We start from the raw sequence: 15455 nt of genomic DNA, 5'->3' as shown, positions 1-15455 counted from the left end.
GCATGGGTGAGCGCGCTGCGCCGCTCAGGATGAGCGCGATGGCGAGGCGGGCCGGACAGGCATGCCGCGGACGGTCGGTGGTCCATGCAGGTCGAGTAGCCGCGGGACGCGGCGTATCGAGACCCGGGGAGCGGAGTCCGCGGAACGCGGCCCGTCAGGGTCGGCAGGGTCGCCGCCGCGGGCCCGCCGCTGAGCACATCTTCGCCGTGGGCGGAAGCCGCGGGCGGTGTCGGCGGCCGGGGTTATGGTCGAGCGATGAGCAGGATGGGTGACGTCGCGAGCGGCGGCGGGATGCGCGCGGGGGCGGTGCGCGGGAAGATCTCCAGCAGCGACCCCGACGCCCAGCGGCGGAAGAACTCCGACGCTCCGAGGATCGACCACCTCTTCTCCCGGATCGCCTCGCTCTTCCGCGCCCACCGCACCAAGCTCACGCTCACCGTCGCCCTCGTGCTCGTCGGCGCCGCCCTCACCGTCGTGCCGCCGCTGCTCACCCAGCTCGCCTTCGACCGCGGCCTGTTCCCGGAGTCGGGCCGTCCGAACCTCCCCGTCCTGCTCGAGCTCGTCGGCGTGATGGTGCTGATCTGGGTGGTCTCCGCCGTGCTCGGCGTCTGGCAGACCTTCCTCACCGCGACGGTCGGCAACAGCGTGATGGGCGAGCTGCGCATCCGGCTGTTCCGTCACCTCCAGGCGATGGAGCTCGGCTTCTTCACCCGCACCCGCACCGGAGTCATCCAGTCGCGCCTCGCGAACGACGTCGGCGGCGTGGCCAGCGTCCTCACCAACACCGTCTCGAGCGTGCTCGGCAACACCGTCACCGTGATCGCGGCCGTCGTCGCGATGCTCCTGCTCTCCTGGCAGATGACGATCGTCGCGGTGGTGCTCACCCCGGTGCTCGTGATCGCGCAGCGCCGGGTCGGCCAGGTCCGCGCCCGGATCGCCACGAAGACGCAGGAGTCGCTGTCCGAGATGACGGCGATCACGCAGGAGACGCTGAGCGTCTCCGGGATCCTGCTCGCCAAGAGCTTCGGCCGCCAGGAGTCGGAGGTGACCCGCTACGCCGACGAGAACGGCCGGCAGATCGACCTCCAGGTCCGCCAGCAGATGTCCGGGCAGTGGTTCTTCGCGACCGTGCAGATCTTCCTCTCGGTGATCCCCGTGGTCGTCTACCTCGTCGCCGCCTGGCTGATCCTCGGCGGGACGACCGTCACCGCGGGCACCGTCGTCGCCTTCACCACCGTGCAGGCCCGGCTGATGTGGCCGCTGCTCGGGCTGATGCGCGTCGCGCTCGACCTGCAGACCGCCGGCGCGCTCTTCGCCCGCATCTTCGAGTACCTCGACCTGCGGCCCGCCATCGCCGACCGCGCGAGCGCCCGCGACGTCGACGGCGAGCTCGGCCGAGTCGAGCTGGACGAGGTCGTCTTCCGCTACCCCGACCAGACCGACGACGTCCGGCCGACCCTCGACCACGTCTCGGTCTCGATCGCGCCGGGTGAGTTCGTCGCCTTCGTCGGTCCCTCCGGCGCCGGCAAGACGACGATCTCCTACCTCGTGCCCCGGCTCTACGACGTCACCGAGGGCTCCGTCCGCTTCGCCGGCACGGACGTCCGGGAGCTGCGGCAGGAGTCGCTCGTCTCGCACATCGGCATCGTCAGCCAGGAGACCTACCTCTTCCACGCCACGATCGCCGACAACCTCCGCTACGCGCGTCCCGGCGCGACGCAGGAGGAGCTGGAGGCGGCCGCGCGGTCCGCGAACATCCACGACACGATCGCGTCCTTCCCCGACGGCTACGACACCCTCGTCGGCGAGCGCGGCTACCGGCTCTCCGGCGGCGAGAAGCAGCGCCTCGCGATCGCGCGCGTGCTGCTGAAGGACCCGGCCGTGCTCATCCTCGACGAGGCGACCAGCGCGCTGGACACCGTCTCGGAGCGGATCGTGCAGACCGCCCTCGACGACGCCGCCCGCGGCCGCACCACCATCGCGATCGCGCACCGCCTCTCGACGGTCGTCTCGGCCGACGTCATCCACGTCGTCGACGGCGGCCGCATCGTCGAGTCGGGCACCCACCTCGAGCTGCTCGAGCGCCGCGGCCTCTACGCCTCCCTCTACGCCCAGCAGGTCGAGACGGCCCTCAGCTCCTGACGCGCGTCGGCGGCGGCACGCGGTGTCCGCGTCAGGTGCAGTCGACGATGAAGCGCATGAGCGTGGTCGCGTCGTCCGTCTCGAACAGCTCGTCGAGGGCGCGGTTGAATTCGAGGCGGCGGCTGTAGGGGATGTTGACGGCGTCGATGCCGGCGCTCATCAGCACTCCCGTCATCATCAGGCGGGCGGTGCGCTTGTTGCCGTCGAAGTAGAACTGGCTGCGTGTCGCGGCCGCGAAGTAGGCCACGGCCCGCTCCCTCGGGTCGGGCAGCGTCTCGAGGAAGCGGACGAGCGAGTCGAAGCGCTCGATCAGTGCCTCGCCGTCGGTCCCGTGCTCGACGCCGGCGACGAAGCCGCCGTTGGCGAGGCGGACGCTGCCGCCGCCGGAGACGGCTCCCTCCCCGCGGAAGTGGCCGGACTCGATCGCCTCCTTCGCCGCGACCGTTGCGTGGAGGGCGTCCGACACGTCCTTGCGGAGGGCGAAGTCGCTCCGGCCGACCAGCAGATCCAGGTCGCTGTAGGCCTGGCTCAGCGCGAGGATCTGCTCCTCGTCGGCCAGCGGCTTGCCGCCGACGGTCACGCCGTCGAGGAGGGTCCGCACCTCGGGGAGGGTGAAGGTGTTGCCCTCGAGCGCCGCGGCATTCCAGATCAGGTCGGGCAGCGAGGCGCGGAAGCGGAACCGGGCGCGCTCGGAGGTGGTCGCCACGAGGCGGTTCCACTCGATCGTCGACGCGGTCCAGGTGATGCCGGTCCGCTCGCGCAGGAGGGTGCTGTCCGCGGCGGGGAGTGCGCGGTCCGCCGGTCCTTCGGTCCGTCCGCCGGTCGGGCGACGCCGGTAGGCGGGTCCGGGTCGCTGCTCGTCGGTCACGACCACTCCCGTCCCAGCTCCGAGGCGATCGCCGCCAGGTCGCCGCCGAGGCCGATGCCGTCGAGCACCGCCTGCAGCGGGGACACCAGGACGACTCCCTCGACGTCGACCGCGCCCTGGAACAGGGGCGCGGGCGCGGGGACCACGAGGACGTCGGCGTGCTCGGTGGTCGTCGGCGTCAGAGTGTCGGCGAGCAGCTGTGAGACGCGGCGCGGGTCCGTGGTCCAGAGCACCGAGACCCCGCGCAGGTCGTAGCCCATCGCATCGAAGGCGGCCGCTCCGGAGAGCGCCCACGGCTCCTCCGAGGCGTGCCCCGCGGAGGCGAGGCGGTCGATGCTCCATCGCGGGCCGGCGAGGGCGACGGCACCCGGCCGGTGCTGCGGTGCGGACGCTCGACCGGCCTCGCCGAGGAGGAGCGCCGTCTCCCCGCGCGAGTACCGGGTGAGCCGAGCGGTCCAGGCCGCGATCTCCTCGTCGCCAGGGGCCACCGAGAGGTCTCCGAGCATCGCGCGCGCGGCCGACGCCGCGTGCGGATCGGAGAGGGGCCGGACCGACAGATCGAGATCGAGGCCGGCCGCGAGCAGGAGCTCCCGCAGGTCGTCGAGGCGCGGGTCGGTCTGCCCCGAGAGGATCCGGTAGCCGGTGGCGCGCGAGAGACCCGCACGGGAGGCGAGGAGATCAACGGAGTAGCCGAGCTCCTTCTGCGCCGTCTCCAACTCGGGGAGTCTCATGCTTGAGACACTACTCCGCTCTGTCTCAATGGCGAGACAGTGCGAGTCGGAGGTTCCCGGTCAGGCCGCCGGGCGGTCCGCGAGCATCTGCTCCATCAGCGAGATCTCGGCCTCCTGGGCCTTCACGACGGAGGAGGCGAAGTCGGTGGCGACCGTCGCGCGGCTGCGGGCGAGCAGGGCCTCGGCCATGTCGATCGCGCCGCGGTGGTGGGCGATCATCAGCTCGAGGAACCTGCGGTCGAAGTCGCGGCCGGTCAGCGTGCCGAGCTCGGCGATCTGCTCGGGCGTCGCAAGGCCGGGCATGCTCTCGGGGACGACGTCCTCCTCGGTGGACATGCCCATCGAGGAGTGCTCGTCGGCGGCGCCCGCGAGGGTCGGGCGGCCCATCCAGGTCATCGACGGCTCGGGCGCCGCCTGCGGGAGGCCCCACGAGTTCAGCCAGCCGAAGAGCTGACCGGCCTGCTGCTGCTGGGTGAGCAGGATGTCCTTCGAGACGGTGAGGACCTCGTCGTCGGCGCTGCGGTCGCGGGCGATCATCGCCAGCTCGGCGCCCTGGAGGTGGTGCACCTGCATGTCGCGGGCGAAACCGGCCTCCGCGCTCGTCGTCGACGGGGTGGCCGAGGACGAGAACGGGGCGAGGGCGCCGAAGAGGTAGCCGCCCGCCGCGCCCAGGAGCAGGGCGACGACGGCGACGGCCGCGACGAGGAGGCGGCCCCTACTGCTTGCCGGGCGCATCGATGCCTCCGGTGCACGGGGCACCGGGCTCGGGCGCGGTCGAGGACTGCCAGAAGCGCTCGATGAACGCGTCGATGCGCGGGTCCTCGGGGGAGTCGATCGCGACCTGGGCGTCCCAGGCGCTGAGCACGATCGGGGAGTCGAGACCCTCGTAGGGCGAGACGACCGCGTAGGTGTCGGGCATCGCGGCGATCAAGGCGTCGACCTCGCTCTGCGGGAGGGACGGGTCGTAGGTCGCCCAGACGGCGCCGTGCTCGAGGTCGTGCACCGCGTTCTCGTTCGGGACGGGCTCGTTGTAGACGCCGCAGTTCATCCAGACGGCGTTGTGCGGGCCGCCCGCGGGAGGGGTCTGCGCGTAGTCGACGGCGCCGGCGACATGGGTCGCGTCGTTCTCGAAGGTCTGCAGGCCGTCGATCTGCCGGGCCTCGACGATCTGCTGGTTGCCGAAGACGGTGACCGCGACGATGCCGCCGATCGCGACGACGGCGAGGGCCGAGAGCGACCAGATCCAGATCCGGCCGCTCCGCTTTCGCTTGGCCTGCTCGCGCTTGTAGGCCTCGACCTTGTCCTGGCGGGCGCGGTTCTTGGCGGACATCGTGTCTTTGGGCACGGCGGCGTCTCTCGTTCTGATCGCGGGGTGGCGCGCCGGGGGGAGGCGCAGGCGCCTGAGAGGCGCTCTCAGAGGATAACGAGCGAGGCTCCGGATCGGATCAACGCGGGGTGGGAGTGCTCGGGGTGGGCGGGTCTCGATACGCCCTGAGGGCTGCTCGACCAGCATGTTCCGCCTTCATGCTGATCGAGTAGCCCTCGCAGAGGGCGTATCGAGATCCGCCGGGGTCAGCCGGTGAAGGTCAGCCAGAGGAGCAGGCCGTTCAGCACGATGAGGAAGAGGGCGGCGAGGATCGCGCCGAGGGTGGTGAACCAGCGGTTCGCCTGGTCGCCCATCAGGGCGCGGTTGCGGGTGAGGGCGACGAGCGGCACGAGCGCGAACGGGATGCCGAAGGAGAGCACGACCTGGCTGAGCACGAGCGCGCGGGTGGGGTCGAAGCCGATCCCGAGCACGATCAGCGCCGGGATCAGCGTCACGAGGCGGCGGGCGACGAGCGGCACCCGCAGGTTCAGCAGCCCGTGCATGATCTCCGCGCCGGCGTAGGCGCCGACCGAGGTCGAGGCGAGGCCGGAGGCGAGCAGCCCGACCGCGAAGAGCGTCGCGACGACCGGGCCGAGGGCCGCGCCGATCGCGGCGTGCGCGCCCTCGAGGCTGTCGGTGCCGGCGACGCCGGACAGCGAGTGCGCGGCGAGCAGGAGGATCGCGAGGTTCACGGTGCCGGCGATCGCGAGGGCGACGGTGACGTCGATCCGGGTGGCCGTGAGGATCCTCCGGCGGGCGGTCACCCCGTCGACGCGGCCGAAGCGGTCGCGCGCGAGGGCGGAGTGCGCGTAGATCGCGTGCGGCATCACGGTGGCGCCGAGGATCGACGCGGCGAGGAGCACCGACTCCGAGCCGTCGAAGCGGGGGAGGAGCCCGGCCGCTGCGGCGCCCGCGTCCGGCGGATCGACGACCACGCCCACGGTGAAGCCGACGGCGATGACGACCATCAGCGCCGTGATCACGCGCTCGAACGGCTGCGCGCCACCGCGGGTCTGGATCACCAGGAGCACCAGGGAGACGGCCCCGGTCACGAGTCCGCCGGCGAGCAGCGGCAACCCGAACAGCAGGTTCAGCGCGATCGCGCCGCCGATGACCTCGGCGAGGTCGGTGGCGATCGCGACGGTCTCGGCCTGCAGCCAGTACGCCCGCCGGCCCCAGCGGCCGCGGAGGCGCTCGCCGAGCAGCTCCGGCAGCGACTTGCCCGTCATCAGGCCGAGCTTGGCCGAGAGGTACTGGATCAGCCAGGCCATCAGGTTGCCGAGGACGACGACCCAGACGAGCAGATAGCCGAAGCGGGCACCCGCCGTCATGTTGCTGGCGACATTGCCCGGATCGAGGTAGGCGACTCCGGCGACCATGGCGGGGCCGAGCAGTCTGAGCAGGCGTGCATCGGCCGGACCCCGCGTCGTGGCGGTGATCGGAGGGGTCATTGCAGGTGTTGTCCGTTCCGGTCGGCGGTGACGCGAGGACCCCCACGATAGGGCACTCCTCTGCGCTGAACCACTCTCCCGCGGACCGTGCCGGGGCCGCGTCCTGGGGTCTCGGCGACCCCCGTCATCCGGCGATCCGCGGTTGATACGCTGGCCGCATGACCCTCGATCGAGCCCTTCCCGCACGCCCGGACACCGGGATGGCGTACGCCGATTCGGTGCTCGACCTGATCGGCGACACCCCGCTCGTGAAGCTCGGCCCGGTCGCCTCCGGCGTGCAGGCCACTGTCCTGGTCAAGGTGGAGTACCTCAACCCCGGCGGCTCGTCCAAGGACCGCATCGCGACCCGCATCATCGACGCGGCCGAGCGCGACGGACTCCTGAAGCCCGGCGGCACCATCGTCGAGCCGACCAGCGGCAACACCGGCATCGGCCTGGCCCTCGTCGCGCAGCAGCGCGGCTACCGCTGCGTGTTCGTCCTGCCCGACAAGGTCGGCGAGGACAAGCGGAACGTGCTCACCGCCTACGGCGCCGAGATCGTCGTCACCCCGACGGCCGTCGCTCCCGAGGACCCGGACTCCTACTACTCCGTCTCCGACCGGCTGGCGCGCGAGATCCCCGGTGCCTTCAAGCCCAACCAGTACGCGAACCTCAACGGACCGCTCAGCCACTACGAGACCACCGGTCCCGAGATCTGGCGCGACACCGCCGGGAAGCTGACGCACTTCGTGGCGGGCGTCGGCACCGGCGGCACCATCAGCGGCGTCGGCCGCTACCTCAAGGAGGTGTCGGAGGGCCGCGTGCAGATCGTCGGCGCCGACCCCGAGGGCTCGGTCTACTCCGGCGGTGGCGGACGGCCATACCTCACCGAGGGCGTCGGCGAGGACTTCTGGCCGAGCGCCTACGACCCGAGCGTGGTCGACCGGATCATCGCCTCGAGCGACGCGGAGTCGTTCGCGATGACCCGCCGGCTCGCCCGCGAGGAGGGCCTGCTGGTCGGCGGCTCGAGCGGCCTCGCCGTCTCGGTCGCGCTCAAGGCCGCCGCCGAGCTCGGTCCCGACGACGTGGTCGTCGTGCTGCTGCCCGACGGCGGTCGCGGCTACCTCGGCAAGATCTTCAACGACCGCTGGATGCGCTCCTACGGCTTCCTCGAGCACCGCGAGGAGGGCACCGTCCGCGACGTCCTCTCGGCGCGGGCCGCGAACCCCAGCACGGGCGACCTGCCGGCCCTCGTGCACGTGCACCCCAGCGACACCGTCCGGGACGCGATCGAGATCATGACGACCTACGGCGTCTCGCAGCTGCCCGTCCTCACCGCCGAGCCGCCCGTGGTGATGGGCGAGGTCGTCGGAGCGGTCGACGAGCGCGAGCTGCTCGACCGCGTCTTCAGCGGCGCGACCTCGATGACCGATCCGATCGGCGCCTCCGCCGGCGACGCGCTCCGGCTGATCGGTCTCGGTGAGAGCATCACGGCGGCCCGCGCCGCGCTGAGCGAGGCGAACGCCCTGCTCGTCACCGACGAGGGCAAGCCCGTCGCCGTGATCACCCGGCAGGACCTCCTGTCCTTCGCGACGGCCTGAGCGCCGCCCCCTCCCTTCTTCTCCACCCCCTCGACCAGGAAAGCCCCGCGATCATGCCCAAGAAGCAGCACTTCGACACCCGCGCCATCCACGCCGGTCAGGAGTTCGACCCGACCACCGGCGCCGTCGTCCCGCCCGTCTACATGACGTCGACCTTCGTCCAGGACGGGATCGGCGGCTTCCGCGGCGGCTACGAGTACGCCCGCTCGGCGAACCCGACCCGCGACTCCCTGCAGGAGCTGATCGCCTCGCTCGAGGGCGCCGACGTCGCCTACTCGTTCTCCTCCGGCCTCGCCGCCGAGGACACCCTGATCCGCGCGGCGCTCGCTCCCGGCGACCACATCGTGCTCGGCAACGACGCCTACGGCGGAAGCCACCGGCTGATCGACCGGGTGCACGCGGCCTGGGGCATCAGCAACACCGCGGTCGACATGTCGAACCTGCGCGAGGTGCAGCACGCGATCCGCCCCGGCGAGACGAAGATGCTCTGGGTCGAGACGCCGTCGAATCCGCTGATGACCATCAGCGACATCGCGGAGCTGGCCGACCTGGCGCACGCGCACGACCTGATCGTGGTCGTCGACAACACCTTCGCCTCCTCGGCGCTGCAGCAGCCGCTCGCGCTCGGCGCCGACGTGGTCGTGCACTCGACGACGAAGTACCTCGGCGGGCACTCGGACGTGGTCGGCGGGGCGCTCGCGCTGCGCTCCGGCCCGCTGGCCGAGAAGGTCGCCTTCCTGCAGTTCGCGGTCGGCGCGATCTCGAGCCCGATGGACGCCTGGCTGACCGTGCGCGGCATCAAGACGCTCGCGATCCGGATGGAGCGGCACTCCAGGAACGCTCAGGCGGTCGCCGAGTTCCTGGCCGGGCACTCCGCCGTGACCGCCGTGCACTACCCGGGCCTGCCCTCGCACCCGGGACATGAGCTGGCGAAGCGCCAGATGTCGGGCTTCGGCGGCATGCTCTCGGTCGAGCTGGCGACACCGCGCGCGGCGCGCAAGTTCGCGGAGTCGACCGAGCTGTTCCAGCTGGCGGAGTCGCTGGGCGGCGTGGAGTCGCTGATCGGCTACCCGAGCGAGATGACCCACGCGTCGGTCAAGGGCACGCCGCTCGAGGTGTCGGAGTCGCTGGTGCGGCTCTCGGTCGGCATCGAGGACGCGAGCGATCTGATCGCGGACCTCGCGGCAGCGCTGCCGAAGAAGTAGCGGCGGGGCCGGGTCGGCCTCCGTTCGGCGACGCCTCGGCGTCTGCTCGCACCTCCGGCTCGTGGTTCGCGGTTCGGCTCGCCGGATCCGGTCGTTTCCGCGTGCCGGAGGTGGTTCCGCGTGCCGGAGGTGGCCGCTGGCTGGCCATCTTCAGGCGATGAGTGGCAGTTCTTCGAGGGACACGGTGATCCTGCCACTGGCACGATCGGAAGCATGACCTCCTCCGTGCGCCACCTCATCGATCTCAGCCACACCGTCGCGGAGGGGCTGGTGACCTACCCCGGGCTGCCCGCGCCGCGGATCCGGCCGCACCTCACCCGTGAGGAGTCGCGCGCCGCCTACGCCCCGGGCACCGAATTCGCGCTGGACGTCATCGAGATGATCGGCAATACCGGCACCTATCTCGACAGCCCGTTCCACCGCTACTCAGGCGGCACCGACCTGGCCGGGCTCGACCTCGAGACGCTGGTCGATCTCCCCGCCGTCGTCGTCGACGCGCGGGCGGCCGACGGGCGCGGGATCGACCGCGACGCGTTCGACGGCCTCGACGTCTCCGGAGCCGCGGTCCTGCTCTCGACCGGCTGGGACGCGCACTTCGCCACACCCGAGTACGCAGCCGGCGCGCCCTTCCTCACCGCTGCGGGGGCGCAGGCGCTGATCGACGCCGGCGCGGTGCTCGTCGGCATCGACTCGCTCAACATCGACGACGTCGAGGGCTCGCGCGAGCGGCCCGCGCACAGCCTCCTCCTCGCCGCGGGGGTGCCCGTCGTGGAGCACCTCACGGGCCTGGACGCCCTGCCCGCGACCGGCGCCCGCTTCACCGCGGTGCCGCCGAAGGTGCGCGGCTTCGGCACCTTCCCGGTGCGAGCGTTCGCCGTCGTGGGCGGCCGCTGACGCCACCGGGTGCCCGAGCGCGCCGGGCCTGTCCCGGAGGGACGCGCACGACGCCCCGGACGTCGGCGCCCTCCGCGTCAGGCCGGGACGGCCGTGCGGGCCAGCAGCTCCGCGATCCGGCCCGTGCAGCCGCCGCAGCCGGTGCCGGCCCGGGTGGCCGCGCCGATGCAGGCGACGGTGTCGTGGCCCGCGGCGGCCGCCTCGGCGATCGCGCCCGCCGAGACGCCGTTGCACCAGCAGACGGTGGCGTCGGGAGCGAACGGGTCACCGGTCGGGGCCGCTCCCGCGTCCGGGGCGTCGAGGCGCAGCAGGCTCGAGCGGTCGGCCGGCAGCTCGGAGCCGCGCTCGAACAGCAGCGTCAGCTCGGCGCCGACCCGCGGCAGGCCGACCGAGACGAAGCCGCGCAGCACCCCGCCGACCGTCACGAGCTTGGCGTACCCGCCCCGGGCGGGGTCGGCCCAGACGGTGACCTCGGGGTGCGGGGCGCCGTCGCAGGCGTCCCAGGGCTCGGCCGTCGGATCGCCGCCCGCCACCAGGTCGACGCCATCGGCCTTCAGCATCACCACGGCGGGGCGCGCGGCCGGCACGCGCTCGTCGGCGAGGCGGCCCACCGCCTCCGCCGCGATGCGGGCCGCGAGGCGGTCGGCCTGCTGCCAGCCCGGGCCGATCAGGCCGCTCGGCCCGCCCGGCACACGCCCGTCCGGCAGCGCCGAGCCGCGGGCCGCGACGTGAGCGCAGTCGCCGATCGCGAAGACGCGCGGGTCCGTCCAGCTGCGCTGGTGCTCGTCGACGAGGATCCCGGTCGAGACCGCGAGGTCGGCGCTCGCCGCGAGCTCGGTGCGCGCCCCGACACCGCAGGAGAGCACGAGCAGATCGCCCTCGATCTGCTTGCCGTCCGCGCAGACCAGCGCCTGGAAGTGCGCGCGGCCGAGATCGTCGTGGGCGAGCAGGATGCTCTCCGAGCGGGCGTGCGACACCATGTCGACGCCGGCGGCGCGGGCGGCCGCGGCGAGCATCCGCCCGCCGCCGTGATCGAGGTTCCGCCCCATCGGGATGTCGCCGTGGTAGACGACCACGACATCGGCGCCCTGCTCGGCGGCGGCGAGCGCGAACTCGACCCCGAGCACTCCGGCGCCGAGCACCACGATGCGGGAGCGGGCGCGCACCGCGTCGAGCACGACGTGCGCGTCGTCGAGGTCGCGCAGCGCGACGACGCGCTCGGGCAGCGGGCTCGCGCCCTGATCGAGCGTCGCGGGCAGCGCCGAGCGCACCCGCCGGTCGCGCCGCGAGCGCTCCATCCCGGCGAGGGTCGGCACGTTCGCCCGGGCGCCGGTCGCGAAGACCAGGCGGTCGTAGGGGAGCCGCTCGTCGTCGTGCAGGCGGACGACCCCGCGCGCGCGGTCGAGGCCGACGGCGGCGGCACCGAGCCGGAAGACCACGCCGGCCGCCTCGGCCGTGGCGCGGTCGCCGAGGTCGAGGCGCTCGCGGGTCGCCCGCCCGACGGCGTACTCGGCGAGCAGCACGCGGTTGTAGGCGTCGGCGGATTCCGCGCCGACCACGGTCAGCGCGACCGATCCGGCGCGGACGGCCGGCAGCAGCTCCTCGACGAAGCGCGCGCCCACCGGCCCGTAGCCGAGCAGGACGACCCGCTCGGGCGCGGCGATCCCGTTCTCGGCCGTCATCGGCTCAGGCATCGAGCACCCCTTCCGCGCGGATCCAGACCCGCGTCCGCTTGAACTCCGGCATCGAGGAGATCGGATCGACGACCGCCTCGGTCAGCAGGTTGGCGCACTGCTCGCCCGCGTAGTGGAACGGCAGGAAGACCGTGTCGTGCCGGATGTCGGCCGTGACGCTCGCGCGCGCCCGCACCACTCCGCGCGCGTTGCCGACCGAGACCGGTCCGCCGTCGCGGACGCCGAGCCGGGAGGCGGTGGCCGGGTGGATCTCCAGCCGCGCCTCGGGCCGCGCCGCGTCGAGCTCGGCGACCCGCCGGGTCTGCGTGCCCGACTGGTACTGCTGCAGGTAGCGGCCGGTGATCAGCGTCAGCTCGGCGCCGACGTCGACCGGCGCCGGGGGAGCGGTGCTGACGGCGACCATCCTGGCCCGCCCGTCGGGGTGGCCGAAGTTCTCGCCGAAGAGCCGCGGAGTGCCGGTGCTGCCGGCGGGGTACGGCCAGTAGGCGGCGACCCCCGTGTCGAGCAGCGCGTGCGAGAGCCCGGAGTAGTCCGCGACACCGCCGGCCGAGGCGCGGGCCAGCTCGTCGAACACCTCGGCCGGTTCGGTCGACCAGGTCGACGGCGCAGCGAGGCGGCGGGCGAGCTCGCTCAGGATCCACAGCTCGCTGCGGACGCCGGCGGGTGGGTCGAGCGCGCGGCGGCGGCGCAGGACGCGGCCCTCGAGCGAGGTCATCGTCCCCTCCTCCTCCGCCCACTGCGGCACCGGCAGGACGACGTCGGCCAGTGCCGCGGTCTCGGAGAGGAAGAAGTCGCAGACGACCAGCGTGTCCAGCGCGGAGAGCCCGGCCCGCACCGCGTCGACGTCGGGCGCCGAGACGACCACGTTCGAGCCGTGCACGAGCAGGCAGTGCACCGAGCGGCCGAGCTCAGCGAGCAGCGCGACGGCCGGCAGCCCGGGCCCGGGGATCGTCGACGGATCCACGCCCCAGACGCCGGCGACGTGGCGCCGCGCCTCCGGATCGCGGATCGAGCGGTAGCCGGGCAGCTGGTCGGCCTTCTGCCCGTGCTCGCGGCCGCCCTGGCCGTTGCCCTGGCCGGTGAGGGTGCCGTAGCCGGACCCCGGCCGCCCGACCAGCCCGAGCACGAGCGCGAGGTTGATCGCGGCGGTCGCGGTGTCGGTGCCGTCCACGTGCTGCTCGACCCCGCGGCCGGTCAGCACGAAGGTGCGACCGGTGGCGAGGCGGCGGGCGGTGCGGCGGAGCAGCTCGGCCGGCACGCCGGTGACGGAGGCGGTGCGCTCCGGCCACCAGGACGCGACGCTGCGGCGCACCGCGTCGAACCCGGTCGTGCGCGCCGCGAGGTAGTCGCGGTCGGAGAGCTCCTCGGCGAGCACGAGGTGGGTGAGGCCGAGCAGCAGCGCGAGGTCGGTGCCGGGCGCCGGCTGCAGGTGCAGTCCGGCGCCGTCCTCGGTGAGCCGGGCGGTGGCGGAGCGGCGCGGATCGACGACGACCAGCCCGCCGCGCGAGCGCGTCCCGGCCAGGTGCGCCAGGAAGGGCGGCATGGTCGCCGCGACGTTCGAGCCGAGCAGCAGGATCGTGTCGGCCTCGTCGAGGTCGGTCACCGGGAACGGCAGCCCGCGGTCGACGCCGAAGGCCCGGTTGCCGGCGGCGGCGGCCGAGGACATGCAGAACCGGCCGTTGTAGTCGATCCGCGAGGTGCCGAGCGCGATCCGCGCGAACTTGCCGAGCTGGTAGGCCTTCTCGTTGGTCAGCCCGCCGCCGCCGAAGACCGCGACCGCGTCCGCTCCGTGCCGCTCCTGAGCCTTCGTGACGGCCGCCGCGACCGCGTCGAGCGCCTCGTCCCAGGAGACCTCGACGAAGGTACCGTCCGATCCGCGCATCAGCGGCGCCCGCAGCCGCTGCCCGCTCGCGAGCAGCTCCGCGGCCGTCCAGCCCTTCGCGCAGAGCCCGCCCCGGTTGGTCGGGAACTCCCGCCCCGCGATGCTCACCGGCGTCGGGTCGTCGACCCTCGTCAGCGTCATCGCGCACTGCAGGGCGCAGTACGGGCAGTGCGAGTCGGTCGGGGCGGGAGCGGCGGTCATCGTCAGATCCGGGTCCCGGTCTTCGCGGCCAGGCGGAGGTAGACGCCCGCCGTGATCGCGAGCATCACCGCGTAGGCCGCGACGAACCAGCCGAGCGCCGTCGTGTAGTCGCCGAAGGTCGTCTTCGAGTAGCCGAGCAGCTGCGGGATGACGAAGCCGCCGTAGGCGCCGATCGCCGAGATCAGGCCGAGGGCCGCGGCCGCGGTGCGCTGAGCGCCGACCCCGTCGTCGCCCTTCTGCCGGGCGCGCAGGGCGAAGACGGTCGGGATCATCCGGTAGGTCGCGCCGTTGCCGATGCCCGCCGAGGCGAACAGCACGAGGAAGCCGGCGAGGAAGAGCCAGAAGCTGCCGAGCGGCAGCGTCGCGATGACGAAGAGGATGCCGGCGCCCATGGCGACGAAGGCGGCGATCGTCACGGGTGCCCCGCCGAAGCGGTCGGCGAGCCGGCCGCCGTAGGGCCGCGAGAGCGAGCCGACCAGGGCGCCGAGGAAGGCGAGCGTCAGCGTCGCGGAGCCGACGGAGAACTGCGAGAACTCGGGGAAGGTGTCGGCGATGAGCTTCGGGAAGACGCCCGCGAAGCCGATGAACGAGCCGAAGGTGCCGATGTAGAGCACCGCCAGCAGCCAGAGGTGCGGCTCGCGCAGCGCGGCGAGGGAGGCGGCGACGTCGGCCTTCGCGGTCGAGAGGTTGTCCATCCGCTTCCAGGCCCCGATCATCGCGACGACGATCAGCGGCACCCAGATCAGGCCGGCGAGCGGCAGGTTCACCGTGGCCGCGGCGCCGATCGTGACGGCGATCGGCACGATCAGCTGCGCCACCGAGGCGCCGAGGTTGCCGCCCGCGGCGTTCAGGCCGAGCGCGTAGCCCTTCTGCGCGTGCGGGTAGAAGAAGGTGATGTTGGCCATCGAGCTGGCGAAGTTGCCGCCGCCGAGGCCGGCCAGCGCCGCGACCAGGAGCATCACGCCGAAGGGCGTGTCCGGGTTCCCCACTGCGAGCGCGAGTCCGACGCTCGGGATGAGCAGCAGGCCGGCCGAGACGATCGTCCAGTTCCGCCCGCCGAAGCGGGGGACCATGAAGGTGTACGGGATCCGCAGCGTCGCGCCGACGAGGCTCGGCATCGAGATCAGCCAGAAGATCTCGCCGGTGCTGAAGTCGAAGCCCGCCGCGGGCAGCTGGACGACCACGACCGACCAGAGCTGCCAGACGACGAAGCCGAGGAACTCGGCGAAGATCGACCAGCGCAGGTTGCGGCCGGCGACCTGTCGCCCCTCCGCCTGCCACTGCGCGGGGTCCTCGGGGTTCCAGCCGTCGATCCAGCGGCCGGGGCGGCGGGTGAGGCCCGACGGGGTGGTCGTCGCGGCGCTCGTGGTGGTGGGGGCGGTGGTGGGCGGTGCAGCAGTCATCGGATCCTCCGGGGAGTGGGCGCGGGCGCGCCGAAGAG

12 protein-coding genes are annotated in these 15455 nt (G+C 73.1%); 4 read left to right on the top strand and 8 right to left on the bottom strand.

The window, feature by feature from the left end:
* Positions 1-264: 264 nt before the first annotated feature.
* Positions 265-2142, top strand: coding sequence for an ABC transporter ATP-binding protein (locus EDF36_RS15420; protein ID WP_123705267.1), 1878 nt, complete (start codon positions 265-267; stop codon positions 2140-2142).
* Positions 2143-2173: 31 nt separating this feature from the next.
* On the opposite strand, the gene EDF36_RS15415 is transcribed toward EDF36_RS15420, so the two are convergent.
* From EDF36_RS15415 to EDF36_RS15395, 5 genes are all read right to left on the bottom strand, one after another.
* On the bottom strand, positions 2174-3010 hold the full coding sequence (locus EDF36_RS15415; protein ID WP_221181673.1) for a Fic family protein: 837 nt from the start codon (positions 3008-3010) through the stop codon (positions 2174-2176).
* A complete protein-coding gene (locus tag EDF36_RS15410; RefSeq protein ID WP_148060058.1) occupies positions 3007-3741 on the bottom strand; it encodes a hypothetical protein in 735 nt (244 codons plus the stop codon). Before EDF36_RS15410 ends, EDF36_RS15415 begins: the two co-directional genes overlap by 4 nt.
* A 60-nt stretch (positions 3742-3801) precedes the next feature.
* Positions 3802-4476: a DUF305 domain-containing protein gene (locus EDF36_RS15405; RefSeq protein ID WP_123733677.1), complete on the bottom strand. Its 675-nt coding sequence runs from the start codon at positions 4474-4476 to the stop codon at positions 3802-3804.
* Positions 4457-5086 carry a DUF3105 domain-containing protein gene (locus EDF36_RS15400; protein ID WP_260300741.1) on the bottom strand — a complete coding sequence of 210 codons (630 nt, stop codon included), beginning with the start codon at positions 5084-5086 and terminating at the stop codon, positions 4457-4459. Before EDF36_RS15400 ends, EDF36_RS15405 begins: the two co-directional genes overlap by 20 nt.
* Before the next feature lie 227 nt (positions 5087-5313).
* Positions 5314-6558 (bottom strand): Nramp family divalent metal transporter, encoded by a 1245-nt coding sequence (locus EDF36_RS15395; RefSeq protein WP_123705264.1) that lies wholly within the window; start codon positions 6556-6558, stop codon positions 5314-5316.
* Positions 6559-6758: 200 nt separating this feature from the next.
* Between EDF36_RS15395 and EDF36_RS15390 the strand changes: the two genes are divergently transcribed.
* From EDF36_RS15390 to EDF36_RS15380, 3 genes are all read left to right on the top strand, one after another.
* The gene (locus EDF36_RS15390; RefSeq protein ID WP_123447782.1) at positions 6759-8138 is read left to right on the top strand and encodes a cystathionine beta-synthase; all 1380 of its coding nucleotides are present in this window, start codon (positions 6759-6761) and stop codon (positions 8136-8138) included.
* 53 nt (positions 8139-8191) lie between these two features.
* Entirely contained in the window at positions 8192-9343 is a 1152-nt protein-coding gene (locus tag EDF36_RS15385; RefSeq protein WP_123733675.1) for a cystathionine gamma-synthase, read from the top strand.
* 213 nt (positions 9344-9556) lie between these two features.
* Entirely contained in the window at positions 9557-10237 is a 681-nt protein-coding gene (locus EDF36_RS15380) for a cyclase family protein (protein ID WP_123733674.1), read from the top strand.
* Positions 10238-10314: 77 nt separating this feature from the next.
* Here the strand turns inward: EDF36_RS15380 and EDF36_RS15375 are convergent, their stop codons facing one another.
* The 3 genes from EDF36_RS15375 to EDF36_RS15365 are packed head-to-tail and all read right to left on the bottom strand — an operon-like array spanning position 10315 to position 15417.
* On the bottom strand, positions 10315-11931 hold the full coding sequence (locus EDF36_RS15375; RefSeq protein ID WP_260300740.1) for an NAD(P)/FAD-dependent oxidoreductase: 1617 nt from the start codon (positions 11929-11931) through the stop codon (positions 10315-10317).
* Positions 11924-14014, bottom strand: a complete 2091-nt coding sequence (locus EDF36_RS15370; RefSeq protein WP_123733672.1) for a molybdopterin oxidoreductase family protein — start codon at positions 14012-14014, stop codon at positions 11924-11926. Before EDF36_RS15370 ends, EDF36_RS15375 begins: the two co-directional genes overlap by 8 nt.
* A gap of 2 nt (positions 14015-14016) precedes the next feature.
* Positions 14017-15417: an MFS transporter gene (locus tag EDF36_RS15365; RefSeq protein ID WP_123733671.1), complete on the bottom strand. Its 1401-nt coding sequence runs from the start codon at positions 15415-15417 to the stop codon at positions 14017-14019.
* Between the last annotated feature and the right edge of the window lie 38 nt (positions 15418-15455).

It is taken from the genome of Rathayibacter sp. PhB152 (genome assembly GCF_003751395.1).
Lineage (GTDB): Bacteria > Actinomycetota > Actinomycetes > Actinomycetales > Microbacteriaceae > Rathayibacter > Rathayibacter festucae.
Note: the sequence above shows the minus strand (reverse complement) of the source record. Positions and strands in the feature narration are given on the sequence as shown.